Genomic DNA, 25,524 nt, shown 5'->3' with positions numbered 1-25,524 from the left:
GCGGGCGCCGCCAGGTGCGCCCGAGTTCGCTGAGGATAACCCGGCCGACCTGTTGCGCCGTCGCAGCTTCCGTATAGGCTGTTCCCCGCCCAAGCCACCAGCGAGGAGGGTCCATGGCACGGGGAGAGTGGAGGTGGGTCAAGGCACTTGACCCCAAGGAAAAAGCGGCCATCGCCGCGGTCTGCGAGCAATTCATAGCGGAGAAGCTGAAGCCCCGCTTCCTGCCGAATATCCGCCCGACCCAGTTCAATTATCCGGTCGATATCTTCGGCAAGTGGCGAAGCGGCAAGTGCAGCTTCATCACGCGCTACCGCTCCGGCTTTGCCGACAATGCCGGCGAAGAATTCGACGTGGGGTTCGCGCGCCTCGACCATCTGGAGGAATGCATCGACGGCACCCGCTTCGACCTCATGTGGTTCAGGCACACCGGGCGGTGGTGGCGCCTCCATTCCGGCGTCACACTCGAAGAGGCGCTCCACCTCATCGAAACCGACGAGTTGCTGCACCCCCTATGAATTCTGAAAGTACATCACGTTTCAACGTTGACGCCTTGCGGGAACACGCCGGCAGAACCGTCTTCGCACGGGGAGAGACCTATTTCCGCGAGGATCGCGTCGAGCTTCTCGCCATCACGCCCGATCGCGTGCTGGCGCATGTGAGCGGCACCGAGGGCTATCGCGCCGAGCTTACCGGCGGCGGCCGCTCGTTTGACGGCGAATGCACCTGCCGCGCCTTCGAAGATCACGGATTCTGCAAACATCTCGTTGCAGCGGCACTGGCGGCGAATGCCGGGAAGGGCGCCAGGGAGCTGGAGGAGGGCGGCGGCAAGCTCGCAAATATTCGCAAGCACCTCCTGGGAAAGGGGGTCGAAGCGCTGGTCGACATGATCATGAACCTCGCCGAGCGCGATCTGGCGCTGTTTCGCCGGCTGGACATGGCCGCCGTGAGCACGAACGGCGACGGCAAGGCAGTCGAGACGCGCCTCAGCCGGGCGATCGACGACGTCACGCATGCCGCAGAATACGTGGAATACGGAGAGGCCGGCGGCTGGGCCGCCGATGTGGACGCGGTGCTCGACGCCCTCGCCGGACTTCCGGCCAACGGACATGGCGAGCTTGCGCTCCAGCTTGCCGACCGGGCGATTGACCGGATCGAGCGCGCGATCGCCAGCATCGACGATTCCGATGGCCATTGCGACGCGCTGCTTGAGCGGACACGCGATATCCATCTCGCTGCCGCCCGCGTCGCTCGGCCGGAGCCCGTATCGTTTGCTCGCGTCCTTTTCGAGCGTGAGACGGCGGGCGACTATGACACTTTCCATAGCGCCGCAAATATCTATTCCGACGTCCTGGGCGAAGAAGGGCTCGCCGAGTATCGCCGCCTTGCCACGGCCGCGTGGGAAGAGATACCGCCGCGAAGCGGCGGCAGAGGCGTTCGGCAATATCACGATTTCGCGGCGGACCTGCTGCTCGGCATCCTCGACAGCTTCGCGGCCCGTGACGGCGATCTCGACGCCCGGATCGCGCTTCGCACCAAGGATCTGTCTTCGCAGTGGAGATATTTGCAGCTCGCCGAGTTCTGCCGGATGCATGGTCGCGAGGAGGAGGCTCTCCGCTGGGTCGAAGAGGGGCTCTGGGTGTTCGAGGACGAAGCGCCGGACCATCGGCTCATCCTTTTCGCGGCGGAACTCTTGTCAAAGGCCGGCCGCAATTCGGATGCCTTGCAGCACCTGTGGCGTACCTTCGGCAAGTCGCCGACCCTCGAACTCTATAAGAGGCTGCGCCAGATTGAGGGCGAGGCCGCAGCCGACGCTGCGGTCAGGTCGCTGGAGGGCGGCACGGGCATTGCCCCGAAAAGCGACTGGCAGTCGCCGAGAGCCGACCTTCTCGTCGAAATCCTCATTCATGAAGAACGGCTCGATGCCGCCTGGGCCGCCGCAAAAAAGCATAGCGCTTCGATGCATATCAGACGAACGCTTGCCAGAGCCTCCGAGACGACGCACCCGGAGCGGGCGATCGGCGTCTATGCCGAATATGTCGAGCAGCTCGTCAATAGGGGCGGCAACTACAGCTATGAGGAAGCGGCTCGCTTGATCGCGCGCATTGGCGGCTTGCGCGACGCGGCCGGGCATGCGGCCTATGTCGCCGAACTGAAACTGCGGCACAAGCGCAAGCGCAATTTCATGAAGCTTCTGGGGTAAGGCCCTGGAAGCGCCCCCTCATCCGGCCTGCCGGCCACCTTCTCCCCGCAAGCGGGGCGAAGGGGACTCGCGGCAATTGCCCTGCCCTTCAAAGCCTGTCCGACAGGGCCAGGATCGTAGGCGGCGTCCCCTTCTCCCCGTCAAAACGGGGAGAAGGTCGCGGCAGCGGGATGAGCGACCAAACATCACGGCGTGGCGCCGGCCTGCATCTTCGGGCTGTCGAGCAGGATGGTCGAGCGGAGCGTCTTGATCTCGGCGATCTGCTCGAATTCGCTCCAAAGCAGGCGCTTGTAATCCGCGACGTCGCGCACCGCGATCTTCAGCAGGAAGTCGAAGTCGCCTGCGACCGTGTGGCATTCGACCACCTCCGGCATGCGCGAGACCAGCTCGATGAAGCGTTGCCCCACTTTGCTGGCGGTGCGCTCCAGCGTCACCTCGACAAAGGCCTGGAAGCCGATACCCAGGGCTCTCGGATCGACGACGACGGTCTGGCGGACGATGCCGGCCGAATAGAGGCGCGCCAGCCGTCGCGACAGCGGTGCGGGCGAGAGGCCGACCTTCTCCGCCAGCTCGTTATTGCTCCTCGACGCGTCCTCGATCAGCAGCCGGATGATCCGGCGGTCGATCGCATCCAGCTCCGTTTGCCTGCGCTCCATGCTGATATCCTTCGCCGCCGCAAATTTCTGTATCTCGCGCCGAGAATAGCGCAAAAACATCTAAGAAGCGGTGACGATTCGAGCAATTCCCTAGTCGAATTTGCGCCAAGATCAGCTTACAGACGAATGGAGCAGGCCGCGTTGCGGCTTGCCTTTCCCGGTCCATGAACCGACTATCTGCTTATCCTCATCTCCAAAGGGAATTCCGGCATGTTCGACGCTCTCGCCCGCCAACCCGACGACCCGTTGCTCGCCCTGATCGGCCTGTTCCGTGCGGACGAGCGCCCCGGCAAGGTGGACCTCGGCGTCGGCGTCTATCGCGACGAGACCGGGCGCACGCCGATCTTCCGTGCCGTCAAGGCAGCGGAAAAGCGGCTGCTCGAAACGCAGGAGACCAAGGCCTATGTCGGCCCCGAAGGCGACCTCGCCTTCCTCGATCATCTGTGGAAGCTCGTCGCCGGCGATACGGTCGAGCGGAGCCGCGTTGCCGGTGTGCAGACGCCCGGCGGCTCCGGCGCGCTGAGGCTCGCGGCCGACCTCCTCGCCCGCATCGGCGGCCGCGGCATCTGGCTCGGGCTGCCGAGCTGGCCGAACCACCCGCCGATCTTCAAGGCGGCCGGGCTCACGATCGCCACCTATGACTTCTTCGACATTCCGTCGCAGTCGGTGATCTTCGACAATGTCGTCAGCGCCCTCGAGGGGGCCGCCCCCGGCGACGCGGTGCTCCTGCATGCGAGCTGCCACAACCCGACCGGCGGCGTGCTGAGCGTTGCGCAATGGCTGGAGATCGCGACGCTCGTCAACCAGCGCGGCCTGTTGCCGCTCGTCGACCTCGCCTATCAGGGCTTCGGACGCGGTCTCGAGCAGGACGTCGCCGGGCTCCGGCATCTCCTTGGCGTCGTGCCGGAAGCGCTCGTCGCCGTCTCCTGCTCGAAATCCTTCGGGCTCTATCGCGAGCGCACCGGCGCGATCTTCGGCGTCACCGCCTCGCCCGCTTCCGCCGACACCGTCCGGTCCAACCTCGCGGGGATCGCGCGCACCAGCTATTCGATGCCGCCGGACCACGGCGCCGCCGTGGTGCGCACGATCCTCGCCGATCCCGAGCTTCAGCGCGACTGGGCGGAGGAACTGGAAGCGATGCGGCTGCGCATGACCGGCATCCGCCAGGCGCTCGCCGAGGGACTGCGCGGCCGCTGGCAGAGCCTCGGGGCGGTCGCCGAACAGGAGGGGATGTTCTCGATACTGCCGCTCACCGAGGCGGAGGTGATGCGGCTCAGGACCGAGCATGCCATCTACATGCCGGCTTCGGGCCGCATCAACATTGCCGGGCTGAAGACGGCGGAAGTCGCCGACGTCATCGCCAAGTTCACGAGCCTCTGAGATGAAAACCGACAAGGACACCGCTTCCGGCGCCGAGGCGCCGGAACGGCACAGGCTCTACGAGGATATTCTCGCCATCCTCACCGGAACGCTGATCGTCGCGCTCGGCGTCGTGATCTACGGCAAGGCCGTGCTCATCACCGGCAGCACGGCCGGCCTTGCCCTGCTTCTGCAATATGCGACCGGCGCCGGCTTCTGGCTGGTATTCTCGCTCGTCAACCTGCCCTTCTACCTGCTCGCGGTGAAGCGGCTCGGCTGGCGGTTCGCGTTGCGCACCTTTCTTGCCGTCAGCCTCGTCTCGCTCTTCTCACGCCTGACGGCGGAATGGGTGGAGTTCGCACGGCTCGATCCGCTCTACGCCGCAATCGCCGGCGGCGCGTTGATGGGCATGGGGCTGCTCATCCTCTTCCGCCACCGCACCGGGCTTGGCGGCATCAACATCCTGGCGATCTACCTGCAGGAGGAATGGGGCATCCGCGCCGGCTATTTCCAGCTTGCCGTCGATCTCGCGATTCTCGCGGCCGCCGCCTTCCTGCTGCCGCCGACGAACCTCATGCTCTCGGTCGCCGGCGCTGTCGTCGTCAACATGACGCTTGCGATCAACCACAAGCCCGGCCGCTACGTCGGGGTCACCTGAGACCTCGGTCTTTTCTCCCGGGGACCGCGCGGGCTATGTGTCTTTGGGTTTGGCTCCAGAAAGACGATTCGGCATGACTGTCACGATCTACGGCATCAAGAACTGCGACACGATGAAGAAGGCGCGCGGCTGGCTCGACGGCCGCGGCACGCAATACAGGTTCCACGATTACAAGGCCGAGGGCATCGATCGTGCCCGGCTCGAAAACTGGTGTGCGGCGCTCGGCTGGGAGACGCTGCTCAACCGATCGGGCATGACCTTTCGCAATCTGCCGGAGGCCGAGAAGCAGGATCTCGACGCCGAGAAGGCGATCACGTTGATGCTCAGGCAGCCCTCGATGATCAAGCGCCCGGTGCTCGAGTCGGACGGCAGGCTGCTCGTCGGCTTCAAGCCGGAGCTCTACGAGACCGCGTTCGGGGCATAACGGATCAAGCGGGGTGGATTCGGCTCGATGGCCCCTCATCCGCCTGCCGGCACCTTCTCCCCGTTTTGACGGGGAGAAGGGATATGTCGCGGCGCCTCAGTCCCCTCGCCCGTCAGACGGAGTCGGAACGGGGAGAGGGTCAGTTCTCGGGTTTAACCCGAGGAGAGGGGCGATCACCTTCAAGCCGATGTCGAGCGTTCGAGGAACAGGAACCGAAAAGCCATGTCCAAAACGACCCGGGCAACGCAGACGCTCGCAAAGGCCGGCGTTTCCTTCACCGTCCACAGCTACGACTACGATCCCGGCGCGGAGCGCGTCGGGTTGCAGGCGGCCGAGGCGCTCGGTGAGGCGCCGTCGCGTGTCCTGAAGACGCTGATGGCGGAGGTGGACGGCAAGCCGGTCTGCTGCATCGTGCCCTCCGACCGGGAAGTGAGCATGAAGAAGCTCGCCGCCGCCTTCGGCGGCAAGGCCGCGAATATGATGAAGCCGGCCGACGCCGAGCGGCTCACCGGCTATCATGTCGGCGGCATCAGCCCCTTCGGCCAGAGGAAGCTCGTCCCGACGGCGATCGAGGAGGCGGCGCTCGCCGAAGCGCTGGTCTACATCAACGGCGGACAAAGGGGGCTGCAGGTGCGGCTTCACCCGAACGACGCGCAAGCGGTGCTGAAGGCGATAGCTGCAGCCCTGATCGCCTGATCATCCAACCGCACGGCCCGCCTTTCAGCCGAGCCGCGAAAGCAGCGCCGCAAGCGCGCTTGCCTCCGCTTCGCTCAACCTTCTGCCGACATGGCGGGTGATCGACGGCCCGTAGGTCTCCCACATGCGTGCCCGCATGGCGCGGCCCGCCTCGGTGACGACGACCCAACAGCCGCGCGCGTCCTCCTCGAACGCTTCGCGCCGCACGAGGCCCTCCTTCTCCAGCCGGTCGATCAGGCGGGAAAGGTTGTATTGCGCAAGCAGCGTCCGTGCCTCGATCTCGAAGGGGCGCAATCGGCCGTCCTCGGCCTTCACCAGTTCCCAGAGCACGTCGTACCAGCCAAATGGCGGCAGGCCCGCCGCCTTGAAATCCTTCTCGATGGCCGAAAGGACGCTGCGTTGCGCCCGCATCAGGCCGACCCATGCCCGCGTCGTTGCCGCGGTCGGTTCGTCGCTTTTCGTCATTTCTCCGCTCATAGATGCAATTACATCTACCTTGACGGCTTTTGCAAGCCGATATATATGCAATTGCATCTACATTATACCGATCCATGGAGATGACCGATGACCGCAGCCTTGACCCTGATAAGCCACCACCTCTGCCCCTACGTCCAGCGTGCCGCGATCGCGCTCGACGAAAAGGGCGTCGCCTTCGAACGCGCCTATATCGACCTTGCCAACAAGCCCGACTGGTTCCTCAAAATCTCGCCGCTCGGCAAGGTGCCGCTCCTCAGGATCCGCGAAGACAAGGGCGAGACGATCCTCTTCGAAAGCACCGTCATCTGCGAATACCTCGAGGAAACGCAAGCGGGACCGAAGCTGCACCCGGCCGATCCGCTGGCGCGTGCGCGCCATCGCGGCTGGATGGAGTTCGGCTCGTCCATCCTCTCCGACCTCTGGGTCTACGAGACCACCCAGGATCCGCAGGCGCTGGAAGCCAAGCGCAGCGTGCTCGAGGCGAAGTTCTCAACCGTCGAGGCGGAGCTTGGCGACGGTCCCTATTTCGCCGGCGCGCAGTTCAGCCTCGTCGATGCCGTCTTCGCGCCGATCTTCCGCTACTTCGACGTGTTCGACACGATCTCAGACAGCGGCATATTCGACGGCAGCCCGCGCGTTGCCGCCTGGCGCCGGGCGCTTGCCGAAAGGCCGAGCGTGAAGGCCGCGGTCACCGATGACTACCACGAGCGGCTGATGGCGTTCCTCGACAGGCACGACGCGGCGCTGCTGAAGACGGCACGGGTGGCGGCCTGAAGAGCCTTCTGTTTTCCGCGGAACCGGTCTAGGGTCTGACCCTGAACGATACCCCCGCAAGAAGAAGAGCAGGAGCCGCCATGAACGCCCCCCTCCAATCCGCAAGGAATCCCGTCGACCCGGTGAAGCTCGAAAAGCTCGCCGAGGTCGCCGTCAAGGTCGGACTGCAATTGCAGAAGGGCCAGGACCTGGTGATGACCGCGCCGATCGCCGCGCTGCCGCTGGCGCGGCTCATCACCAAGCATGCCTACATGGCAGGCGCCGGGCTGGTGACGACCTTCTATGCCGATGAGGAGGCGACGCTCGCCCGCTATGCCCATGCACCGGACGAGAGCTTCGACCGGGCGAGCGACTGGCTCTACGAGGGCATGGCCAGGGCCTATGCCGGCGGGGCCGCGCGCCTGGCGATCGCCGGCGACAATCCGATGCTGCTTTCCGCAGAGGATCCGGCAAAGGTCGCGCGCGCCAACAAGGCCAATTCCATCGCCTACAAGCCGGCGCTCGAGAAGATCTCGAACTTCGACATCAACTGGAACATCGTCTCCTATCCGAACCCGTCCTGGGCGAAGCAGATGTTCCCGGACGATCCGGAAGCGGTCGCCGTCGAGAAGCTGGCAAACGCCATCTTTGCCGCTTCCCGCGTCGACGTCGACGATCCGATCGCCGCCTGGAAGGAGCACAATGCCAATCTGCACCGCCGCTCCGCCTGGCTCAACGAGGAGCGCTTCGCCGCGCTGCACTTCACCGGACCGGGCACCGACCTGACCGTCGGGCTTGCCGACGGCCATGAATGGCACGGCGGCGCCTCGGTCGCCAAGAACGGCATCACCTGCAATCCGAACATCCCGACCGAGGAGGTCTTCACCACGCCGCATGCGCTGCGCGTCGAAGGGCATGTCTCGAGCACCAAGCCGCTCTCGCACCAGGGGACGCTGATCGACAATATTCAGGTGCGCTTCGAAGGCGGCCGCATCGTCGAGGCCAGGGCCTCGCGCGGCGAAGAGGTGCTGAATAAGGTGCTCGACACCGACGAGGGCGCCCGCCGCCTCGGCGAAGTGGCGCTGGTCCCGCATTCCTCGCCGATCTCCGCAAGCGGCATCCTCTTCTACAACACCCTCTTCGACGAGAACGCCTCGTGCCACATCGCGCTCGGCCAGTGCTATTCGAAGTGCTTCCTCGACGGCGCCAGCCTCAGCCAGGAGCAGATCCGGGCGCAGGGCGGCAATTCCAGCCTCATCCACATCGACTGGATGATCGGCTCCGGCGAGGTCGACATCGACGGCGTGCGTGCCGACGGCGGCCGCGTGCCGGTGATGCGCAAGGGCGAATGGGCCTGATTGATTTCCATCGGGGAAAGCCCCTCATCCGCCTGCCGGCACCTTCTCCCCGCAAGCGGGGCGAAGGGGTCGCTGGGCACCGCCTCAGTCCCCTCTCCCCGTCATAACGGGGAGAGGGTTAGTGTGAGGGGGCCCTTACAAGTCTCATCCTTGCGCTACGCCCGAGCAGGCGCCGTGCGCCGCGCCACCTGTGCCTGCTGGCTCATCCAGACGCTGGCGAAGACCACCGCGATTCCGGCGAGTTGCGCCGCGGTGAGCTGCTGATCGAGCACGCCCCAGCCGAGCAGGATCGCCGTGACGGGGCTGAGGAAGCCGAGCGGCGAGACCTGCGACGGCTCCAGGCGTGAAAGCCCGCGCAACCAGAGAGCATAGGTGAAGGCGGCGCCGATCAGCCCGAGATAGGCGAAGCCGAGGATGTTGGCGCCGGTGAGCTGCGGCAGGGACGGCTCCAGAAGAAGGGCAACCGGCACCAGCAGCAGGCCGCCGGCCGAAAGTTGCCAGGCGGTGAAGGTGAGCGCGGAGACGGGCGGCGTCCAGTGGCGGCTCAGCACCGTGCCGCAGGCCATGGAAACGGCGCCCGCCAGACCGGCGGCAACGCCCACCGGGTCGAGCGATGCCTTCGGCGTCAGAACCAGGAGCGCCACGCCCGCCATGCCGGCGAAGCCTGCGACGACGCTCAGCGCCCTAATCGGCGAGCCGAGTACGAGGCGCGACAGGACGATGACGATCAACGGCTGAATGGCGCCGACCGTCGCGGCGACGCCGCCCGGAAGACGGTAGGCGGAGATGAAGAGCATCGCCCAGAAGAACGAGAAATTGAGCGCGCCGAGGAGAAAGCTGCGCGGCCACCAGATGCCCGTCGGCAGCCGGCGCACCATCAGCAGGAGAATGAGGCCGGCCGGAAGCGCCCTCAGCATCGCGACCGTCAAGGGATAGCCGGCCGGGAGGAATTCCGTGGTGACGAGATAGGTGCTGCCCCAGATGGCCGGCGCAATTGCGGTGAGGGCCAGGTCGAATGTTTTTGCCTGCATTCTTTATCTCAATATTCTTGATTTCAAGATAATTCATCGTAAAGCAATCTATCTTGACGTCAAGATACCCGTGTCATAAAGCCGATCGGGGGCGCCTTCGCCGCCGGATCAAGGAGAGAGATGGAACCGGACGACAAGGACCACGTGGACAGGATCCTGGCGCAATGGCGCCGGGAACGGCCGGATCTCGACGTTTCGGCCATGGGACCTCTCGGGCGCCTGGCGCGGCTGAGGGCCCATATCTCCCGGGAGCAGGAAGCGGTCTTTGCCGATCACGGGCTGACCTCGGCAAGCTTCGACGTGCTGGCCACGCTGCGCCGATCCGGCCCGCCCTTCCAGCTCTCCCCCGGCGAGCTGCTTGCCGCCACCATGGTCACCTCCGGAACCATGACGAATCGTCTCGACCAGCTCGAAAAGGCCGGTCTCGTCAAGCGCCTCGACAATCCCGAAGACCGGCGGGGCGTGATCATCGCGCTCACGCCCGAGGGCTTGAAGCGCATCGACGCCGCGGTCGCGGCACACGTCGCCAACCAGCAGCGCATGATCGCCGGCCTCACCCCCGAGGAGCGGGACGCGATTGACGCGCTGCTCAAAAAATTCCTCGCCACATTCGAATAGGCCGGTCAGATCCGGCTCACCAGGGCGCGCACCCGTTCAAGATGCCGCTTGCGCTTCGCCGCGGACGCCCGGTCCATGTCGTGCAGGCTGATCATGCGGAAATCGAGCCCCTTGGCGCAGAAGCCGGCTATGCCGCGTTTCAACAGCCGGCGCACCGGATTGCCCATGTAGAGATGCACCACCCACCAGGGCGAACCGGTCGTGGTCAGTGCCCAGAACAGCCTGATATTGCCGAGCCGCGGGATGATGCGCCCGCCCGCCGGATCATGGTCGAAGGCGGTGCCCGGCGCGAAGACGCGGTCGAAGAAGCCCTTGAGGATCGCCGGAAAATTGAACCACCATTGCGGAAACACGAGCATGAGCCCGTCCGCTGCCTCGAGCCGCGCGATCCAGCCGGAAACCGCGGCGGCATCATAGTTTTCGTCGAAATAGCTGCCGCGTTCGGCAATGGTCAGCCGCGGGTCGAAGCCCTCGCGATAGAGGTCGAGCAGGTCGACGGTATGGCCGCTCGCCTCCAGCGTTTCCCTGGCGAGCCCGGCGACGCTCGCCGCAAAGCTATCCTCGAGCGGATGGGCGAGCACCAGCAGGATGCGCATCAGAACAGGCTGCCCTGCTTCGTCGGCTCAGCCGGCCGTGCGGTCCGTTTCTTCGGCGCCGGCGGCGCGCCGTCCTCACCCGCAACCGCCGAGACGCGGCCGTCCGCGAATTCCAGCGAAAGCGCCATGCCTGGTGCCACCGCCGCGGCCTGCTTCACCGGCTCACCCGCCGCGTCACGCACCAGCGCGAAGCCGCGCTGCAGGACGTTGCGGTAGGAGAGCGATTGAAGCACGCGGTCCTGCGCCGCCAGCGCGCCCTTCAGCCGGCGTATGTCGGCGGCTATTGCCGCATCGGCCCGCCGGCTCAGTCCCGAAATTCGGTCCGACGCCCGGTGGAGCTGGCCGATCAGCCGCGACGGAAGGACACGCAGCGATGCATCGGCGGCCGCGACGCGGGCCTCGCCGCGATGCACCTGCCGTTCGACGATCCGCTCGGCCCGGTTCATCGCGGTAAGCACGCGCTGGCGGCGATCGACGATCCTTGCCGTCAGCACGTCCGGCCGAAGATGGGCGGCGATGCGCTCGAAACTCCGGCACTTGTTGGCCGTGTTCATCGTGAGGCCGCGGCCGAGGCCCGCGGCTGCCTCGTCGAAGCGCCGCCGCGGCAGCGCCAGCAACTGGTCGAGCGAGGGAAGCGCTCGCGCCAGCGAGCGCAGCGCATGGCGCCGGTTGTCCATCTGCCGCGTGGCGGCGCCCTTGAGCCGAGCCGCCAGACTCGCGACCTGAGCCTCGAGGTCGGCCTTCACCGGCACCGCCATTTCGGCGGCGCCCGTCGGTGTCGGCGCCCGCTGGTCGGCGGCATAATCGATCAGCGTCCAGTCCGTCTCATGTCCCACGGCCGAGATCAGCGGAATGGCGGAGGCCGCCGCCGCCCGCACCATCGGCTCGTCGTTGAAGCACCAGAGGTCCTCGAGGCTGCCGCCGCCGCGGGCGACGATCAGCACGTCCGGCCGCGGAATGGGACCGCTTCCATCGAGCGCGTTGAAGCCTTCGATCGCCGCGACGATCTCGTCGCAGGCCCCGTCGCCCTGGACGCGGACGGGCCAGACGACGACATGGACCGGAAAGCGGTCGGCGATCCGGTGCAGGATGTCGCGGATGACCGCGCCCGTCGGCGAGGTGACGACGCCGATGACCTTCGGCATGAAGGGCAGCGGCCGCTTGCGGGCGGCGTCGAAGAGGCCTTCGGCCTGGAGCTTGCGCTTGCGCTCCTCCAGAAGCGCCATCAGCGCGCCGGCGCCCGCCGGCTCCAGCGATTCGATGACGATCTGGTATTTCGACGAGCCGGGAAAGGTCGTGACCCGGCCGGTCGCGATCACCTCCATGCCCTCCTCCGGGCGGAACTTCAGCCGCTGGAAGGTGGTCTTCCAGACGACCGCATCGATGCGGGCGCGGTCGTCCTTGAGCGCGAAATAGGCATGGCCCGAGGAATGCGGGCCGCGATAGCCGGAAATCTCGCCCCGTACCCGGACATGCTCGAAGGTCTGCTCGATCGTGCGCTTGATCGAACCGGAAAGCTCCGACACCGAATATTCGGCGACATTGGAGGCGGAATCGGAATCGAAGAACGAATTCATGCGCCTGTTGTAACCGACCGCGCCGCGAATAGCAGCAGCTAGGCGCTTCTATCTACGGTTTTTCCGGTCAATCGCGCCCGGACCGGAGCCGGAAGAGCCGCAGCTCGGATCCGCCGGTCACCGGCAGCGGCGTCAGGAAGGAAGGGACATCGCCGGCGCTGAGGCGGCCGTAGAGCCCGCCGGTGGCCCTGTCGATGATCATCCGTGTCTGCGGATCCTTGGCGCAAAAGGCCAGGACCGGGTCGCCCAGCCGCTTCAGCATGACCGCAGCCGCATCCGGATCCGCCAGTCCGATCCTGAGTTCCGCCAGCATGCCGCCTGGGTTTCGGTGATAGGGCGCGCTCAAGGCGCGATGCTCGGTGAAGCGGAGGATCGACGCACCCATGTTCGAAGGATCGACGACCAGGGTCGGCGCGACCGTCCGAAGGTCCGCCATGGCTTCCGCCGAATTGCAGCGACCGGAGCCCCCTTGCGCGTCGGCATTGCCCGCCAACGCCGCCACGCCGTTGAACGCCAGTTCGCCCGACAGCGCCCAGACGGCGGGCACGGAGACGAGAACGGTCGCGACGTAGAGGAGCGAGGCGCGCGGATTGGAACGCTCCCGCATCATCCGCGACCTCAGCGAGACGAGCAGGAGCGAGATCGGCAGGATGGCGAGCAGGTTTGAAAAGACGGCGCCGCGCACCTGGAACAGGGCGATTGCCCAGTTGACGAAGACGAGTGCCAGCAGGATCAGGTGAGGCACGACGCGCTCGCCACGGAAAATTCGCCAGAGGCAGATCAGAACGGCGAAAAGACCCGCGAAATAAAAGGCGGCGAGGCTGCCCGGATCGTGTCGCGCCAAGGCGGAAAAAGACTGGGCCTCCGTCACGTTGTTCAGCCAAAGTTCCAAAAGCAGCGGATCGAGGCTGGCAAGCGGGTTGCGCAGACATTGCGGCGCAACGCTCAGGAGGATGCCTGCGAGCACGAGGCCGCACGCGCCGAGAACGGCAAGGCGCCCCGGCCGGCCAAGGCCGCTTGCTGCGGCTGCCGAAAGCGCGAGCAAGGCTCCGCCCGCAGCCGAAAGCGAGAAGAACGCGATCGAAAGATTGTCGCAGGTGACGACCTGATAGAGATGCGGCGGCACCGTCAAGAAGAAGGCGGCGCTGACCGTGGCGGCGAGCGTCACCCCGAAGGCTGCGGCGGGAGCGGCGAAGGCCGCGCCCTCAAACGCCCAGAGGAGTGCAACCACGAGGCACACCGAGGCGACGAAGGGCGTGGTCTCGACGCCGATGGCTATCGCCAGCGCGGCCGCGGCGCCGGCAATGGCAAAACTTGTCGCCCTGTATCGCCGGTCGACCAGCATGGCGGCCATCGCCGCGACCAGAACGAGTTGAACGTTGTGATGGTCGATCGCGCCTGCCTGGAAGCGATTGCCGGTCACGATGGAGATCGCCGTCAGGCCGAGGCAGAAATGCATGCATTGCGGCCCGCCGATGCGCCGCCCGGCGAGGCCCATGGCCGCAAGCAGCGGCACCACCAGGAGGATCGGCCAGACTGCAAGCGCGATCACCTCGGCCTGCTCCGGTCCCGCGACCGGCCTGAACAGCGCGATCAGGGCGGCGATCGGCAGATCGACAAGACGAGACCAATGCATCAGCGTACCGCCGTCGAGGCCGAGCCTCGTCTGGGTAAGATCGAACCAGCCTTGTCCGGCCAGCAGGTCGCGCACCTGGACGAGCCGCATCGCATCGTCATTGTCGCGCCCCACGTAATCCGCGGCGCGCATCATCTTGACGATGAGGAAAACGATGATCGGAAGGGCGTAGCCGAGCACCATCCAGGATAGCCGCGACCAGACGGCGACGTCGCGGCCGTGCTCCTTCGATTGAAACGCTGCCCCCGTCGTCTCTGCCACGCACCCTCTCCATCCGCTAAAGCATTTTGCAGTCAGGCGGAATCACCTGACGCATGCACAAATGCGGCAAGAACAAAAAGATAGAGCGGTGGCGCGAACGCATGTGAGCGCATCCCGCTCTAGTGGCCGCGACCTTAGCCGGCACGAATCAAGAAAGCGTAAAACGGCTGGCCCTGAGGGCAGACGGCGCGCCTTTCACCTCCATAGCGTCTTGTTAACGCGCCGCCTGTAGGATGACGAAAGTCCCGCAAACGAGCAGCGATCCATGCCCGATCAACTCGACGTCGCCGTCCTTATACCCTGCTACAACGAAGCCTCGACGATCGGCCAGGTCGTGCAAGACTTCAGGATGGCGCTGCCGTCCGCGCGCATTTACGTCTACGACAACAATTCGATCGACGGCACGGCGCTGCAGGCGATGCTGGCCGGCGCGATCGTGGTGCGCGAGCGGCGACAGGGCAAGGGCCATGTCGTCCGGCGCATGTTCGCCGATATCGACGCCGACATCTATGTGATGGCCGACGGCGACGGCACCTATTCGCCGCAGGATGCCGAGGACCTGGTCCGCACGCTGGTCACCGAGCGGGCCGACATGGTCGTCGGAACGCGCCGGCACATCCGGATCGAGGCCGGGCGGCAGGGGCACGCCTTCGGCAACCGCATCTTCAACCTTCTCTACGGATCGATCTTCGGCGCGGATTTCAGCGATATCTTCTCCGGCTACCGGGCCTTTTCGCGCCGCTTCGTAAAGAGCTTTCCGGCGCTGTCCAACGGCTTCGAGATCGAGACGGAAATGTCGGTCCACGCAACCCGGCTGAAGCTGCCGGTCAGCGAGCTCGAACTCGACTACGGCCGCCGTCCCGAAGGTTCGCATTCGAAACTTTCGACCTTCAGGGACGGAGCAAAGATTCTCTGGATGTTCGTGCTCCTGATGAAGGAGACGCGCCCCTTCGCCTTCTTCGGCCTGATCGGCACGACCTTCCTCGTTGCGAGCCTCACCTTCATGGCGCCGGTGCTGATCGAGTATTTCGAAACCGGTCTCGTTCCGCGGATGCCGACCTGGCTTTTCTCGCTGGTGCTTTTGCTGATCTCGATCATGCTCTTCACGGTCGGCCTCATCCTCGACTCGGTTTCGCGCGCCAGAACGGAGCAATTGCGCATGCACTATATGACCCTTGCCCGCATGGCGCCTCGCGACGGGCAAACGTCGCCGGCATTGTCCAATGCGCTGGCGGAACGGCCGAGCGGCAAAAGCGCGGCCTGAATCTTGGGACCCCATCGATGAACCGGGAAACGACCAACCGCATACGCTTCGTCATCGAGGACATGATTCCGCCGATCCTCAGGGATTCGCGCCTCTTCAAGGGCGTGGCGAAGCTTGCCTGGGGTAACCACATCTCTCACCTCGCCCGCTTCCGCGAGCGTGCGCCGTTCCTCTCCGAGGCCGAGTACGAGGCGCTTTACCGGCAGCATCCGCGCGTCCATGAGGGCACGGACAATTCAGAGGCCTGTATCCGCAGGATCGCAGCCGAGATCCGGGGTGCAAGCGTCTGCGACGTCGGCTGCGGCACGGGTGCCCTGCTCAAGCGGATCAGGAGCGCCAATCCCGGCGTCGAACGATTGGCCGGCGTCGACTTCGCCATCGACGACGCCGCCCGCATCGACGGCATCGAATATGTCGCCGCCAAGATCGAGGAGCTGCCGTTCGCGGACGGGGAATTCGACACGGTCGTCTGTACGCATGTGATCGAACATATCCTCGACTATCGCCGCGCAATTGCGGAACTTCGCCGCGTCGCCCGTCGACGCGTCATCATCGTCGTGCCGCGCGAGCGGGAATACCGCTATACGTTCAATCCCCACTTCAATTTCTTCCCCTACACCCACTCCTTCCTCAGGGCGATGCATCCGGTGCCCGAGCGCCATGAATGCATCGACATCGGTCGCGACATTTTCTATCGGGAAGACAAGCTGTAAGGGCCGGAACGTCGATGATGTCCTTCGCACCCACGGCCTGGTTCGGCCTGGTCTTCACGCCGGTCCTGATCGCCACCGGGCAGATCCTTTTCAAGATGACCAGCGCCAGGGCCGCGGGCTTCAGCGCCCGCGAGCTGATGTCGCTTTTTTCGAGCCCGACGCTGCTTTCGGCGCTGATGCTGTACGGGCTCGGCACGATCATCTGGATCTTCACGCTGAAGTCGGTGCCGCTGACGCTCGCCTACTCCTTCATGGCGCTGACCTTCTGCCTCGTGCCGCTGTTCGCCGCCTTCTTTCTCGGCGAAACCGTGACGGCCCGCTACGCCATCGGCGCCGCGCTGATCATCGGCGGAATGATCGTCATCAATTCCTGATGGCGAGGCGGGCCGCCTCGCCGCGACCGGACGACCCCAAGCCGCCTCAGACCGGCTCCCAGCCGTCCTTGTCGCTGGCGCGATAGATCGCGTCGATGAGCTTCTGGTTGAGGCGCGAGCTTTCGAGCGTCACCACTTCCTCGGGCTCGCCTTTCGCCGCCCGCGCGAAGGCCTCGGCCTCGAGCCTGTACTGGCGGGCATCCTGGAAGCGGAAGAGCTGCGACTGGCCGTGGTTCTGGTTGGTGAGTTCGACCTCCTCGCGGCCGTACCGGTCGGCGTTGAAGGGCGACTTCACCTCGATATAGCCCTTGTCGCCGTGGAACACCATCACCTGGCGGGCGGCGAGCTGGGTGGAGATGTAGAAGCTCAGCTCGAAATCGCCGAAATCGGCCCGAACGCTCGAATAGATGTCGGTTCCGAATTGCGGATCGCGATCGGTGCTGGCCTGGACGCGCAGCGGCTCCTTGCCGGTGGCGAAGCGGGTGGTGATCGCCGGGTAGACGCCGATATCTGGCAGGCCGCCGCCGCCGAGTGCGGGGATGTTGCGCATGTTGCCGGGGTCGCGGTTGAAGTAGGTGAAGGCGCCCTGCACATGCCTGAGCCTGCCGATGGCGCCCTCCTGAAGCAGCGAGCGCACCTTCCGCCAGACGGGGCTGTAGGTCACCATATACGCTTCCGAGACGAGCACCTTGTTGCGGTCGCGCGCGGCGATCACGGCGTCGATCTCCTCGGCCTTCAGCGCCAGCGGCTTTTCGCAAAGCACGTGCTTGCCGGCATCGGCCGCCTTGATCGCCCATTCCGCGTGCTGCGAGGTCGGCAGCGGAATATAGACGGCATCGATCGTGTCGGAAGCGAGCATCTCCTCGTAGGAGCCGAAGGCATGCGGCACCGAGAAACGGTCCGCCATTTCCCTTGCCTTGGCCAGGTCGCGGCTGGCGATCGCCGTGACGACGCAGTTCTCGGCGTCCTGAATGGCGGGCACGACAAGCTCACGGCCAATCCTGGCCGTCGACAGAATTCCGAAACGCAGCATGGGGCCGTCTCCTTCCGACGCGGGACGAGGAGCGACAGCGGCTCCTCCCGCATCCTCATTGGGTGATCGATCGCCTTGCAGGAATCGCGATCAGCCCGGGAGATTATCGCCGAGGTACGTACCCAGCAACCCCTGCCGCCCGCGATCCCAAGCTGTCCCGCGGAAGAATTCACCCCACACACAATTCGCCCCTCCCCACCCCACAAGGCAAACTGCTGTGTCGACCGCGCCGTTGAGCATTGGCGGAGCCACCGAAGTCCCCTCAACCCGCTGCCGCTACCTTCTCCCCTCAGGCGGACCGCAAGCGGGGAGAAGGGGCACGAGGGACCGCCTCACGGCCCTCGCGAGGGGCGTCTGGAAGGCACGTCCCCTCTCCCCCGCCTGCGGGGAGAGGGCTGGGGTGAGGGGCGATTTGAGGGGAGATCGTCCCCCTTGTGGCCCTTTGGAGAGGGGTGAATCGGGGCGTAAGACGACTCTCGCGATCGCGTCACTTCGCCAACGGCGGGAACCCCGGGTAGAGATGGGCGTGGCTGCCGTCGTGATTGGCCATGCCGGGCTTCGTCAGGAGCCCGCGCGGTTCGGCGTAGCTCCTGATCGTCCGGCGCGGCCGCTCGTGCCACTGGATGTTGAAGGCCCAGAGCTTGGGGAAGAAGCAGAGCGAGGCGTAGGGGAGATGGTCGTGGATCCACCAGGCGAGACTCTGCCAGCCGCCCTCGTGGCGCTCCCGGTCCCAGACCCAGGGAATGACGATGCAGGCGGTCGCGCCGATGGAGCCGTCCGCGTCGCGCATGTCCCAGATATGGTCGGCGGCCGTCGCCGCATTGGTCGAGCAGTTGAGCTTGTTCGCATTGCCGAAGGCGTTGACGGCGCGGTTGCGATAAGCGGAGCGGATATGCAGCCTGCCGAACGTCGCCTCGAGCGGCTCCAGCAACTCCTCGCAGAGCCTCCGCCCGGCCTCGATGGCGAGATCGGGATCGTCTGGAATGTTCGGAATTCGATAGAAATCGGCGATCTCCGAATGGAGGAAGTCGCGCAGGAAGAAGTTCTTCGACAGCCGCACGCGGCCAAGCTCCTCCAGCGATTTCATCGAACCAGGCTTCCGCATCCATCATCTCCGCGCTTTTGCTTCTTGCCTTTTCGGCGTTCCGTTTTCCTCGGTGCGTCCCAACTGAGCGAACATTTCGGACGGCGCGCCTGCCATCCACCCGATTCCGCCTCGCTCGCCGTCGCTGCGCCCGGCGCCGTCAGCGGCCGTGCCGGAAGAAATCGATGAAGGCTCTTAGCGCCGGACGCATCAGCCTGCGGCTCGGATAGTAGAGATAGGGACCGGCATAGGGCGCGCACCAGTCCTCGAGCACGCCCACCAATCTGCCCGATGCCACGTATTCGCTGACGCGCGACTCGAAAACATAGGCCAATCCCGCCCCGCCGAGCGCCGCCTTGATGATCGGCCGGTCCTCGCCAAGGATGAGCGGTCCGTTCACGGAGACGGTTATCTCCTCCCCGTCCTTCTCGAATTCCCAGCGATAGATGGTGCCATTGGAGAAGCGCCGGCGAATGCAGCGATGCGCCGCCAGATCGCGCGGGTGGCACGGCGCCGGGAAGCGCTCGAAATAGGAAGGGGCGGCGACAACCGCGCTCGTCAGGTCCGGACCGACCTTAACCGCGATCATGTCGGCCTCCAGGCTTTCCCCGAGGCGGATTCCGGCGTCATAGCCGCCCTGGACGATGTCGGTGAAGCCATCCTCATCGGCGATTTCGAGGACGATGTCCGGATAGCGCCCGAGGAAGTCGCCGAGGCGCGGCGCGAGAATGAGGTCTGCGACGAAGCGCGGCGCCGTGATGCGCAGGTTGCCGGCCGGCCGCTCCCGCGCCTCCGCCGCCCGCTCAAGCGCATGGGCAATGTCATCGAGCGCCGGCCGCAGCCGCTCCAGAAGCTGCCTCCCCTCCTCCGTTGCCGCGACGCTGCGCGTCGTGCGCGCGAGCAGGCGGACGCCGAGGCTTGCCTCCAGGCTGGCCACGGCGTGGCTAACGGCCGACGGCGCGATGCCGAGTTCCCTCGCCGCGCCGCGGAAGCCGCCATGGGCGGCAACGGCGGAGAGGACGGCGAGCTGGGAAAGCTGGGTGCGCTTCATTGATCGAAATAATAGAACAAGTCGTGAGAATTGACAGCGATTTTCAATCGATCCTGCCGCTCCTACCTTCTCGTCGGGAGCCGGCGCCAGCGATGGCAACGCTCCAGATCGCCACGCTGCTCCCGAAGCATCCCCCGTCTCGATGCGAGCGCCGCCTGTCCGCGAGGACGTCGGTCCGCTCGTTCCTGCCTGAAAGGAAGATCCGATGAAGACCCGCAAGCTCGGCAACGAACTTACCGTTTCCGCCATTGGCCTCGGCTGCATGGGCATGAGCTTCGCCTATGGCGCGGCCGACGAACGCGAATCCACACGAACGCTCCACCGTGCCGTCGAGCTCGGCGTCACCTTCTTCGACACGGCGGAGGTCTATGGTCCCTATGAGAACGAGAAGCTCATCGGCAAGGCGCTGAAGGACAGGCGCGACCGGGTGGTCATCGCCACCAAATTCGGTTTCCGCATCGACCCGGGCAAGCCCGCCGCGGAGGCGATCAGGGGCGTCGACGGCCGCCCGGAACAGGCCAAGGCCGTGGCGGAGGCGTCGCTCAAGCGGCTCGGCACCGACGTCATCGACCTCTACTATCAGCACCGCATCGATCCGGGCGTGCCGATCGAGGAAACCGTGGGCGCCATGGCTGAACTCGTAAGGGAGGGCAAGGTGCGCGCGCTCGGCCTGTCCGAGGCGAGCGCTGCCACCATTCGCCGCGCCCATGCGGTCCATCCGATCGCGGCGGTGCAGAGTGAATATTCGCTTTGGACGCGCGATCCGGAGGTCGAGGTGCTTTCCACCTGCCGCGAGCTCGGCATCGGCTTCGTTCCCTACAGCCCCCTTGGACGCGGCATGCTGACGGGCACCATCCGCAAGGTGGACGACCTCGCCGCGGATGATTTCCGCCGGTCACTGCCGCGCTTCCAGGAGGAGAACTTCGACGCCAATGCGGCGCTGGTGACCGAACTTCAGCAACTCGCCGGGAAAAAAGGCGTGACGGCCGCCCAGCTTGCGCTCGCCTGGGTCCTGAACCAGGGCGACGATATCGTTCCGATCCCCGGCGCACGCAAGATCGAGCACCTGGAGCAGAACGTCGCCGCCGCCGATATCGTTCTCTCCGACGGCGACCTGGCGGCGCTCGGCGCAGCGCTGTCCCCGACGCTCGTTGCCGGCCGACGCTACAGCGATGCGTCGCTGGCACTGACCAACAGGTGAGCTACGCGTCGCCTTGACGCCGTGCTGCCGGCGGCGTCGGGCATCGCAATTCCGTTGCAATGCCCTACCTATGATGCGTGGCCGCCGCGAAGACCTAGGCGTGAGGGGGCAGAAAACGGAGGATCGGAAATGTCCGAAGAGCAGGCGATCAGATCCGTTGTCCATCTCTATGTCGACGGCATGGCCTTTGCCAACGAGGGGGCGCTGCGCAAGGCCTTTCACCCGAGCGCATCGATCGTCGGCAATTCGGAAGGCGCCGTCGAGTGGCTGACCCGCGACGCCTTCATCGCCGCCGTCGTCGCCGAAGGACCGGCGCCGCCCGGAACGCAGCCGCTGATGGAGGTGGAGATGATTCACGTCACCGACGACACGGCGAGCGTCAAGGTGGTCGATGAATTCGCCGGCGCACGCTACTCGGACTATCTTTCGCTTCTGAAGATCGACGGACGCTGGCTGATCATCAACAAGGTCTGGCATCGGCATGGATAGGCCGGATCGAACTGATGCAGCCACTTGGACGAACAGCAGCTTGCCCTTCACCCTAACCCTCTCCCCGTTCTGACGGGGAGAGGGGACTGAGGCGCCGCCGCTTGCCCCTTCGCCCCGCCTGTGGGGAGAAGGGTGGCCGGCAGGCCGGATGAGCGGCAGACGCCGCGGAAGGCCGGTCGGTCCAGCGGAGCCGCTCACGGGATTCATCCGAAGGCATGTCAACGATCCGTTCGGCAAACCGGATCGAACTGATGCAGCCAGCCGATCGAGAGCCGGCGTCGGCAGCGGCCGAGATCACCCTCCAACCCGTCCCCACAAGGCCCGCAAGGGGGGGATGGGGAGGGGTTTTCCTCAGCGGCGATCTGCGATCAGGCGCGAAGCGTGCCGCCGGTGCTCTTCGCCACGTTGGCGACGATGCGCGAGGTCAGCGCCTCGAAATCCTCGTCGGTCAGCGTACGCTCGACCGGCTGGATCGTCACCTCGATCGCAACCGACTTCTTGCCCTCGCCGAGCGACGCGCCCTCGAAGACATCGAAGACGTTGACAGCCGTCACCAGCTTGCGGTCGGCGCCCGAGGCGGCGCGGACGATGGCGGCCGCTTCCACCGTCTTTTCGACGACGAAGGCAAAGTCGCGCTTGACCGCCTGGAAGGGCGAAAGCTCCAGCGCCGGCTTGGTGCGCGTCGTCTTCTTCTTTGGCTCCGGCATGGCGTCGAGATAGATCTCGAAGCCGCAAAGCGGACCGGAGACATCGAGGGCGTCGAGCGTCTTCGGATGGAACTCGCCGAAGGTGCCGAGCACGATCTTCGGGCCAAGCTTGATCGTGCCGGAGCGGCCCGGGTGATACCAGGCGGGGCCGCCGGCCTCGAACTGGACGTTCCCCATCGGCAGGCCGCAGGCCTCAAGCACGGCGATCGCGTCAGCCTTGGCGTCGAAGACGTCGACCGGCTTGCCGCCGCCCTTGGCGGCATTCGACCAGAGACGGCCGGCGCCGTTGAGCGATGCGGTGCCGCGGCGGATACCGCCGGCGACACGGCGCTGCGCCTCGGGCGTATCGCCCTCATAGGTGCCGGAAACCTCGAAGATCGCCACGTCGCCATAACCCTTGTCGGCATTGCGCTGGGCGGCGCTCAAGAGCCCCGGCAGCAGCGAGGGGCGCATGTCGGACATGTCGGCGGCGATCGGGTTGGCAAGCTTCAGCGACGGCTGGCCGCCGCCGAAGAGCTTCGCCTGCTCCGCCGAGATGAAGGACCAGGTGACGGCCTCGAGCATGCCGCGGCTGGCGAGCGCGCGCCTGGCCTGGCGGGTGCGGATCTGCAGCGTCGTCAGGATCTTGCCGTTGACGGCATTGTGGCTCGCAAGCGGCGCGGCGACGATGTTGTCGACGCCGTGGATGCGCATGACCTCCTCGACGAGGTCGGCCTTGCCGTCGACATCCGGCCGCCAGGAGGGCACGGTCACCTTCACGCGTTCGCCGGAGCCCTCGACGGCGAAGCCGAGTTTTTCGAGGATCGAGACGCTCTCCTCGGAGGAGACCTCGAGGCCGGTCAGGCGCTTGACCTCCGAGACCGGGAAATCGACGACCTTCGGCGCGTGGCCCTCATAGCCGACGACATCGAGCTTCGCCGCGGTGCCGCCGCAGAGCTCGAGCACCAGTTCCGTTGCCCGTTCGATGCCCGCAACCATGTATTCCGGATCGACGCCGCGCTCGAAGCGATAGCGCGCATCGGTGATGATCCCGAGGCTGCGGCCGGTCTTGGCGATGTTCATCGGGTCCCAGAGCGCCGATTCGATCAGCACGTCGGTCGTCGCCTCGTCGCAGCCGGAATGCTCGCCGCCCATGATGCCGCCGATCGATTCGACGCCGTCCTCGTCGGCGATGACCACGTTGGCCGGCGAAAGCGTGTATTCGCGCGTATCGAGCGCCAGCACCTTCTCGCCTTCCTTCGCGCGGCGCACCGTGAGGTTGCCGGTGACCTTGGCCGCGTCGAAGACGTGCAGCGGGCGGCCCTGGTCGAAGGTGAGATAATTGGTGATGTCGACCAGCGCGTTGATCGGGCGAAGCCCGATCGCCGTCAGCCGCTGGCGCATCCAGGCCGGGCTCCGGCCGTTCCGGACGCCGCGCACGAGACGGAGCGCGAAGCCGGGGCAGAGGTGCCTGTCCTCGCCGAGGTCGAGGCGGACCTTGACCGGCGTCTCGCCTTCGACCGGGAACGACGGCGCCGGCCGCGTCTTCAAGGTACCGAGGCCGGAAGCGGCGAGGTCGCGGGCAATGCCGTGGACGCTGGTGCAGTCCGGCCGGTTCGGCGTCAGGTTGATCTCGATGACCGGATCGTCGAGGCCGGCATAGGCGGCATAGCTCGTGCCGACGGGCGCATCCTCGGGCAAGTCGATGATGCCGGTGTGGTCGTCGGAGATCTCGAGCTCCTTTTCCGAGCACATCATGCCGCGGCTCTCGACGCCGCGAATGTTGCCGACGGAAAGGGTCACGTCGATGCCGGGCACATAGGTGCCGGGGGCGGCAAAGGCGCCGACGAGCCCCTTGCGCGCGTTCGGCGCGCCGCAGACGACCTGCACCGGCTCGCCGGAGCCGGTATCGACCTTGAGCACCTTGAGCTTGTCGGCATTCGGGTGCTGCTCGGCGGAAATCACCCGGGCGATGACGAAGGGCTTGAAGGCCGCCTTGTCGTCGACCTCCTCGACCTCGAGCCCGATCATCGTCAGGCGGGCGCAGATTTCCTCGAGCGAGGCCTCGGTATCCAGATGGTCCTTCAGCCAGGAAAGCGTGAACTTCATGATGTCACCTGTGTCCTAATGTGTCTGCGCCAAGATCAGGCCGAAAGACCGCCGAACAGCGTCGGCATGTCGAGCGGGCGGAAGCCGTAATGGGTCATCCAGCGGACATCGGCATTGAAGAAGTCGCGCAGGTCCGGCATGCCGTATTTCAGCATGGCGATGCGGTCGAGGCCCATGCCCCAGGCGAAGCCCTGGTACTCGTCCGGATCGAGGCCGCCGGCGCGCAGCACGTTCGGATGGACCATGCCGCAGCCGAGGATCTCCATCCAGTCCCTGCCCTCGCCGAACTTGACGATCGGGCCGGAGCGGTCGCACTGGATATCGACCTCGAAGGAGGGCTCGGTGAAGGGGAAGAAGGACGGGCGAAAGCGCATCGTCACCTGATCCACCTCGAAGAAGGCCTTGCAGAATTCCTCGAGCACCCAGCGCATGTTGGCGATGTTGGCCGTCCTGTCGATCACCAGGCCCTCGACCTGGTGGAACATCGGCGAATGGGTGGCGTCCGAATCCTGGCGATAGGTCTTGCCCGGAATGATGATGCGGATCGGCGGCTTCTCAGCCTCCATCGTGCGGATCTGCACCGGCGAGGTGTGGGTGCGCAGCACCTTGCGCTCGCCGTTTTCGTCGGGCTCGAAGAAGAAGGTGTCGTGCATCTCGCGGGCCGGATGGCCCTCCGGGAAGTTCAGCGCCGTGAAATTGTAGTAGTCCGTCTCGATGTCCGGCCCTTCGGCGATCGAGAAGCCCATGTCGCCGAAGATCGCGGTGATCTCGTCGACGATCTGGCTGATCGGATGGATGCGGCCGCGCTCGGCGGGCGACGAGCGGACGGGAAGGCTGATATCCACCGTCTCGCGCGCCAGCCGCTCGGCGATCGCCGCATCCTTGAGCGCGAGCTTGCGGGCGGCGATCGCCTCGGTCACCGTGTTCTTCAGCGCGTTGATGCGGGCGCCGCGGGTCTGACGCTCCTCCGGCGTCATCGTGCCGAGCGTCTTCAGGAGTTCCGAGATCGAGCCCTTCTTGCCGAGCGCCCCGACGCGGACCGCCTCGATCGCCCCCTCGTCGGCGGCGGCATCGATTTCCGCCAGCAAGCTCCGTTCCAATGTTTCCAGTTCGCTCATTCTGTCCTGCCTCGATGCGGGAATGGTTCGGTGTAGCGGCTCGACACTTCAGCGATGGGATCGCCGGCGATCGGCCGAATAAGAAAAACCCGCGCCAGCCCT

General features: G+C 65.7%; 25 protein-coding genes. 14 read left to right on the top strand and 11 right to left on the bottom strand.

From position 1 onward, the window contains the following. Positions 1-113 precede the first annotated feature (113 nt). A complete protein-coding gene (locus tag ATB98_RS29965; protein WP_066872939.1) occupies positions 114-515 on the top strand; it encodes a DUF3024 domain-containing protein in 402 nt (133 codons plus the stop codon). A gap of 35 nt (positions 516-550) precedes the next feature. Further along, on the top strand, positions 551-2,200 hold the full coding sequence (locus tag ATB98_RS10215) for an SWIM zinc finger family protein (protein ID WP_066872936.1): 1,650 nt from the start codon (positions 551-553) through the stop codon (positions 2,198-2,200). Between the two features lie 185 nt (positions 2,201-2,385). Here the strand turns inward: ATB98_RS10215 and ATB98_RS10210 are convergent, their stop codons facing one another. After that, the gene (locus tag ATB98_RS10210) at positions 2,386-2,856 is read right to left on the bottom strand and encodes an Lrp/AsnC family transcriptional regulator (RefSeq protein ID WP_066873172.1); all 471 of its coding nucleotides are present in this window, start codon (positions 2,854-2,856) and stop codon (positions 2,386-2,388) included. A 210-nt stretch (positions 2,857-3,066) separates the two neighbouring features. Between ATB98_RS10210 and tatA the strand changes: the two genes are divergently transcribed. The 4 genes from tatA (at position 3,067) to ybaK (ending at position 5,993) form a co-directional block, all read left to right on the top strand. After that, positions 3,067-4,236, top strand: coding sequence for a tyrosine aminotransferase (gene tatA, locus ATB98_RS10205; protein WP_066872933.1), 1,170 nt, complete (start codon positions 3,067-3,069; stop codon positions 4,234-4,236). Between the two features lies 1 nt (position 4,237). Continuing rightward, a complete protein-coding gene (locus ATB98_RS10200; RefSeq protein WP_066872930.1) occupies positions 4,238-4,873 on the top strand; it encodes a YitT family protein in 636 nt (211 codons plus the stop codon). Positions 4,874-4,946: 73 nt separating this feature from the next. Then, positions 4,947-5,297 (top strand): ArsC family reductase, encoded by a 351-nt coding sequence (locus ATB98_RS10195; protein WP_066872928.1) that lies wholly within the window; start codon positions 4,947-4,949, stop codon positions 5,295-5,297. A 222-nt stretch (positions 5,298-5,519) separates the two neighbouring features. Then, positions 5,520-5,993, top strand: coding sequence for a Cys-tRNA(Pro) deacylase (ybaK, locus tag ATB98_RS10190; protein ID WP_066872924.1), 474 nt, complete (start codon positions 5,520-5,522; stop codon positions 5,991-5,993). Positions 5,994-6,017: 24 nt separating this feature from the next. Here ybaK and ATB98_RS10185 read toward each other — a convergent pair whose 3' ends face one another. Further along, positions 6,018-6,470 carry a MarR family winged helix-turn-helix transcriptional regulator gene (locus ATB98_RS10185; RefSeq protein ID WP_066872921.1) on the bottom strand — a complete coding sequence of 151 codons (453 nt, stop codon included), beginning with the start codon at positions 6,468-6,470 and terminating at the stop codon, positions 6,018-6,020. 87 nt (positions 6,471-6,557) lie between these two features. On the opposite strand from ATB98_RS10185, the gene ATB98_RS10180 reads away from it, so the two are divergent. Continuing rightward, positions 6,558-7,244, top strand: coding sequence for a glutathione S-transferase family protein (locus ATB98_RS10180; protein WP_066872918.1), 687 nt, complete (start codon positions 6,558-6,560; stop codon positions 7,242-7,244). Between the two features lie 80 nt (positions 7,245-7,324). After that, entirely contained in the window at positions 7,325-8,581 is a 1,257-nt protein-coding gene (locus ATB98_RS10175; RefSeq protein ID WP_066872915.1) for an aminopeptidase, read from the top strand. 155 nt (positions 8,582-8,736) lie between these two features. Here ATB98_RS10175 and ATB98_RS10170 read toward each other — a convergent pair whose 3' ends face one another. Continuing rightward, complete coding sequence (locus ATB98_RS10170; protein ID WP_066872912.1) at positions 8,737-9,612, bottom strand: EamA family transporter; 876 nt, start codon at positions 9,610-9,612, stop codon at positions 8,737-8,739. 120 nt (positions 9,613-9,732) lie between these two features. Here ATB98_RS10170 and ATB98_RS10165 point away from each other — a divergent pair, with 120 nt between their 5' ends. After that, complete coding sequence (locus tag ATB98_RS10165; protein WP_066872909.1) at positions 9,733-10,230, top strand: MarR family winged helix-turn-helix transcriptional regulator; 498 nt, start codon at positions 9,733-9,735, stop codon at positions 10,228-10,230. A gap of 5 nt (positions 10,231-10,235) precedes the next feature. Here ATB98_RS10165 and ATB98_RS10160 read toward each other — a convergent pair whose 3' ends face one another. The 3 genes from ATB98_RS10160 to ATB98_RS10150 all read right to left on the bottom strand — a co-directional run bounded on the left by ATB98_RS10160 (position 10,236) and on the right by ATB98_RS10150 (position 14,300). Beyond that, complete coding sequence (locus tag ATB98_RS10160; protein ID WP_066872906.1) at positions 10,236-10,826, bottom strand: NAD(P)H-dependent oxidoreductase; 591 nt, start codon at positions 10,824-10,826, stop codon at positions 10,236-10,238. Further along, positions 10,826-12,403 (bottom strand): exodeoxyribonuclease VII large subunit, encoded by a 1,578-nt coding sequence (gene xseA / locus ATB98_RS10155; protein ID WP_066872903.1) that lies wholly within the window; start codon positions 12,401-12,403, stop codon positions 10,826-10,828. Before xseA ends, ATB98_RS10160 begins: the two co-directional genes overlap by 1 nt. Before the next feature lie 67 nt (positions 12,404-12,470). Continuing rightward, complete coding sequence (locus tag ATB98_RS10150) at positions 12,471-14,300, bottom strand: hypothetical protein (protein ID WP_066872901.1); 1,830 nt, start codon at positions 14,298-14,300, stop codon at positions 12,471-12,473. A 265-nt stretch (positions 14,301-14,565) separates the two neighbouring features. On the opposite strand from ATB98_RS10150, the gene ATB98_RS10145 reads away from it, so the two are divergent. From ATB98_RS10145 to ATB98_RS10135, 3 genes are read left to right on the top strand one after another with little or no spacing between them, the layout of a single operon-like run. Further along, complete coding sequence (locus ATB98_RS10145) at positions 14,566-15,564, top strand: glycosyltransferase (RefSeq protein WP_066872899.1); 999 nt, start codon at positions 14,566-14,568, stop codon at positions 15,562-15,564. Between the two features lie 17 nt (positions 15,565-15,581). Next, on the top strand, positions 15,582-16,277 hold the full coding sequence (locus tag ATB98_RS10140; RefSeq protein WP_066872897.1) for a class I SAM-dependent methyltransferase: 696 nt from the start codon (positions 15,582-15,584) through the stop codon (positions 16,275-16,277). A 17-nt stretch (positions 16,278-16,294) separates the two neighbouring features. Further along, positions 16,295-16,651, top strand: a complete 357-nt coding sequence (locus ATB98_RS10135; RefSeq protein WP_066873169.1) for a DMT family transporter — start codon at positions 16,295-16,297, stop codon at positions 16,649-16,651. 46 nt (positions 16,652-16,697) lie between these two features. Here ATB98_RS10135 and ATB98_RS10130 read toward each other — a convergent pair whose 3' ends face one another. From ATB98_RS10130 to ATB98_RS10120, 3 genes are all read right to left on the bottom strand, one after another. Beyond that, positions 16,698-17,684, bottom strand: coding sequence for a Gfo/Idh/MocA family protein (locus ATB98_RS10130; protein ID WP_066872894.1), 987 nt, complete (start codon positions 17,682-17,684; stop codon positions 16,698-16,700). A gap of 487 nt (positions 17,685-18,171) precedes the next feature. After that, positions 18,172-18,789 carry a hypothetical protein gene (locus ATB98_RS10125; protein ID WP_066872891.1) on the bottom strand — a complete coding sequence of 206 codons (618 nt, stop codon included), beginning with the start codon at positions 18,787-18,789 and terminating at the stop codon, positions 18,172-18,174. A gap of 139 nt (positions 18,790-18,928) precedes the next feature. Continuing rightward, positions 18,929-19,819, bottom strand: a complete 891-nt coding sequence (locus ATB98_RS10120; RefSeq protein ID WP_066872888.1) for a LysR family transcriptional regulator — start codon at positions 19,817-19,819, stop codon at positions 18,929-18,931. 205 nt (positions 19,820-20,024) lie between these two features. Between ATB98_RS10120 and ATB98_RS10115 the strand changes: the two genes are divergently transcribed. After that, positions 20,025-21,020, top strand: coding sequence for an aldo/keto reductase (locus ATB98_RS10115; protein ID WP_066872885.1), 996 nt, complete (start codon positions 20,025-20,027; stop codon positions 21,018-21,020). Positions 21,021-21,149: 129 nt separating this feature from the next. Then, positions 21,150-21,509: a nuclear transport factor 2 family protein gene (locus ATB98_RS10110; protein WP_066872882.1), complete on the top strand. Its 360-nt coding sequence runs from the start codon at positions 21,150-21,152 to the stop codon at positions 21,507-21,509. A 368-nt stretch (positions 21,510-21,877) separates the two neighbouring features. On the opposite strand, the gene pheT is transcribed toward ATB98_RS10110, so the two are convergent. Both pheT and pheS read right to left on the bottom strand, forming a co-directional pair. After that, the gene (gene pheT / locus ATB98_RS10105) at positions 21,878-24,304 is read right to left on the bottom strand and encodes a phenylalanine--tRNA ligase subunit beta (RefSeq protein ID WP_066872879.1); all 2,427 of its coding nucleotides are present in this window, start codon (positions 24,302-24,304) and stop codon (positions 21,878-21,880) included. A gap of 35 nt (positions 24,305-24,339) precedes the next feature. Then, entirely contained in the window at positions 24,340-25,422 is a 1,083-nt protein-coding gene (gene pheS, locus ATB98_RS10100) for a phenylalanine--tRNA ligase subunit alpha (RefSeq protein WP_066872876.1), read from the bottom strand. Positions 25,423-25,524: the final 102 nt, after the last annotated feature.

The organism is Sinorhizobium saheli, from assembly GCF_001651875.1.
Classification (GTDB): domain Bacteria; phylum Pseudomonadota; class Alphaproteobacteria; order Rhizobiales; family Rhizobiaceae; genus Sinorhizobium; species Sinorhizobium saheli.
Note: the sequence above shows the minus strand (reverse complement) of the source record. Positions and strands in the feature narration are given on the sequence as shown.

Excerpts from the sequence above, each read along its gene's own strand:
- ATB98_RS29965 (WP_066872939.1), top strand. The coding sequence starts at position 114 with ATGGCACGGGGAGAGTGGAGGTGGGTCAAGGCACTTGACCCCAAGGAA.
- ATB98_RS10210 (WP_066873172.1), bottom strand. The coding sequence starts at position 2,856 with ATGGAGCGCAGGCAAACGGAGCTGGATGCGATCGACCGCCGGATCATC.
- tatA (WP_066872933.1), top strand. The coding sequence starts at position 3,067 with ATGTTCGACGCTCTCGCCCGCCAACCCGACGACCCGTTGCTCGCCCTG.
- ATB98_RS10200 (WP_066872930.1), top strand. The coding sequence starts at position 4,238 with ATGAAAACCGACAAGGACACCGCTTCCGGCGCCGAGGCGCCGGAACGG.
- ATB98_RS10195 (WP_066872928.1), top strand. The coding sequence starts at position 4,947 with ATGACTGTCACGATCTACGGCATCAAGAACTGCGACACGATGAAGAAG.
- ybaK (WP_066872924.1), top strand. The coding sequence starts at position 5,520 with ATGTCCAAAACGACCCGGGCAACGCAGACGCTCGCAAAGGCCGGCGTT.
- ATB98_RS10185 (WP_066872921.1), bottom strand. The coding sequence starts at position 6,470 with ATGAGCGGAGAAATGACGAAAAGCGACGAACCGACCGCGGCAACGACG.
- ATB98_RS10180 (WP_066872918.1), top strand. The coding sequence starts at position 6,558 with ATGACCGCAGCCTTGACCCTGATAAGCCACCACCTCTGCCCCTACGTC.
- ATB98_RS10175 (WP_066872915.1), top strand. The coding sequence starts at position 7,325 with ATGAACGCCCCCCTCCAATCCGCAAGGAATCCCGTCGACCCGGTGAAG.
- ATB98_RS10170 (WP_066872912.1), bottom strand. The coding sequence starts at position 9,612 with ATGCAGGCAAAAACATTCGACCTGGCCCTCACCGCAATTGCGCCGGCC.
- ATB98_RS10165 (WP_066872909.1), top strand. The coding sequence starts at position 9,733 with ATGGAACCGGACGACAAGGACCACGTGGACAGGATCCTGGCGCAATGG.
- ATB98_RS10160 (WP_066872906.1), bottom strand. The coding sequence starts at position 10,826 with ATGCGCATCCTGCTGGTGCTCGCCCATCCGCTCGAGGATAGCTTTGCG.
- xseA (WP_066872903.1), bottom strand. The coding sequence starts at position 12,403 with ATGAATTCGTTCTTCGATTCCGATTCCGCCTCCAATGTCGCCGAATAT.
- ATB98_RS10145 (WP_066872899.1), top strand. The coding sequence starts at position 14,566 with ATGCCCGATCAACTCGACGTCGCCGTCCTTATACCCTGCTACAACGAA.
- ATB98_RS10140 (WP_066872897.1), top strand. The coding sequence starts at position 15,582 with ATGAACCGGGAAACGACCAACCGCATACGCTTCGTCATCGAGGACATG.
- ATB98_RS10135 (WP_066873169.1), top strand. The coding sequence starts at position 16,295 with ATGTCCTTCGCACCCACGGCCTGGTTCGGCCTGGTCTTCACGCCGGTC.
- ATB98_RS10130 (WP_066872894.1), bottom strand. The coding sequence starts at position 17,684 with ATGCTGCGTTTCGGAATTCTGTCGACGGCCAGGATTGGCCGTGAGCTT.
- ATB98_RS10125 (WP_066872891.1), bottom strand. The coding sequence starts at position 18,789 with ATGCGGAAGCCTGGTTCGATGAAATCGCTGGAGGAGCTTGGCCGCGTG.
- ATB98_RS10120 (WP_066872888.1), bottom strand. The coding sequence starts at position 19,819 with ATGAAGCGCACCCAGCTTTCCCAGCTCGCCGTCCTCTCCGCCGTTGCC.
- ATB98_RS10115 (WP_066872885.1), top strand. The coding sequence starts at position 20,025 with ATGAAGACCCGCAAGCTCGGCAACGAACTTACCGTTTCCGCCATTGGC.
- ATB98_RS10110 (WP_066872882.1), top strand. The coding sequence starts at position 21,150 with ATGTCCGAAGAGCAGGCGATCAGATCCGTTGTCCATCTCTATGTCGAC.
- pheT (WP_066872879.1), bottom strand. The coding sequence starts at position 24,304 with ATGAAGTTCACGCTTTCCTGGCTGAAGGACCATCTGGATACCGAGGCC.
- pheS (WP_066872876.1), bottom strand. The coding sequence starts at position 25,422 with ATGAGCGAACTGGAAACATTGGAACGGAGCTTGCTGGCGGAAATCGAT.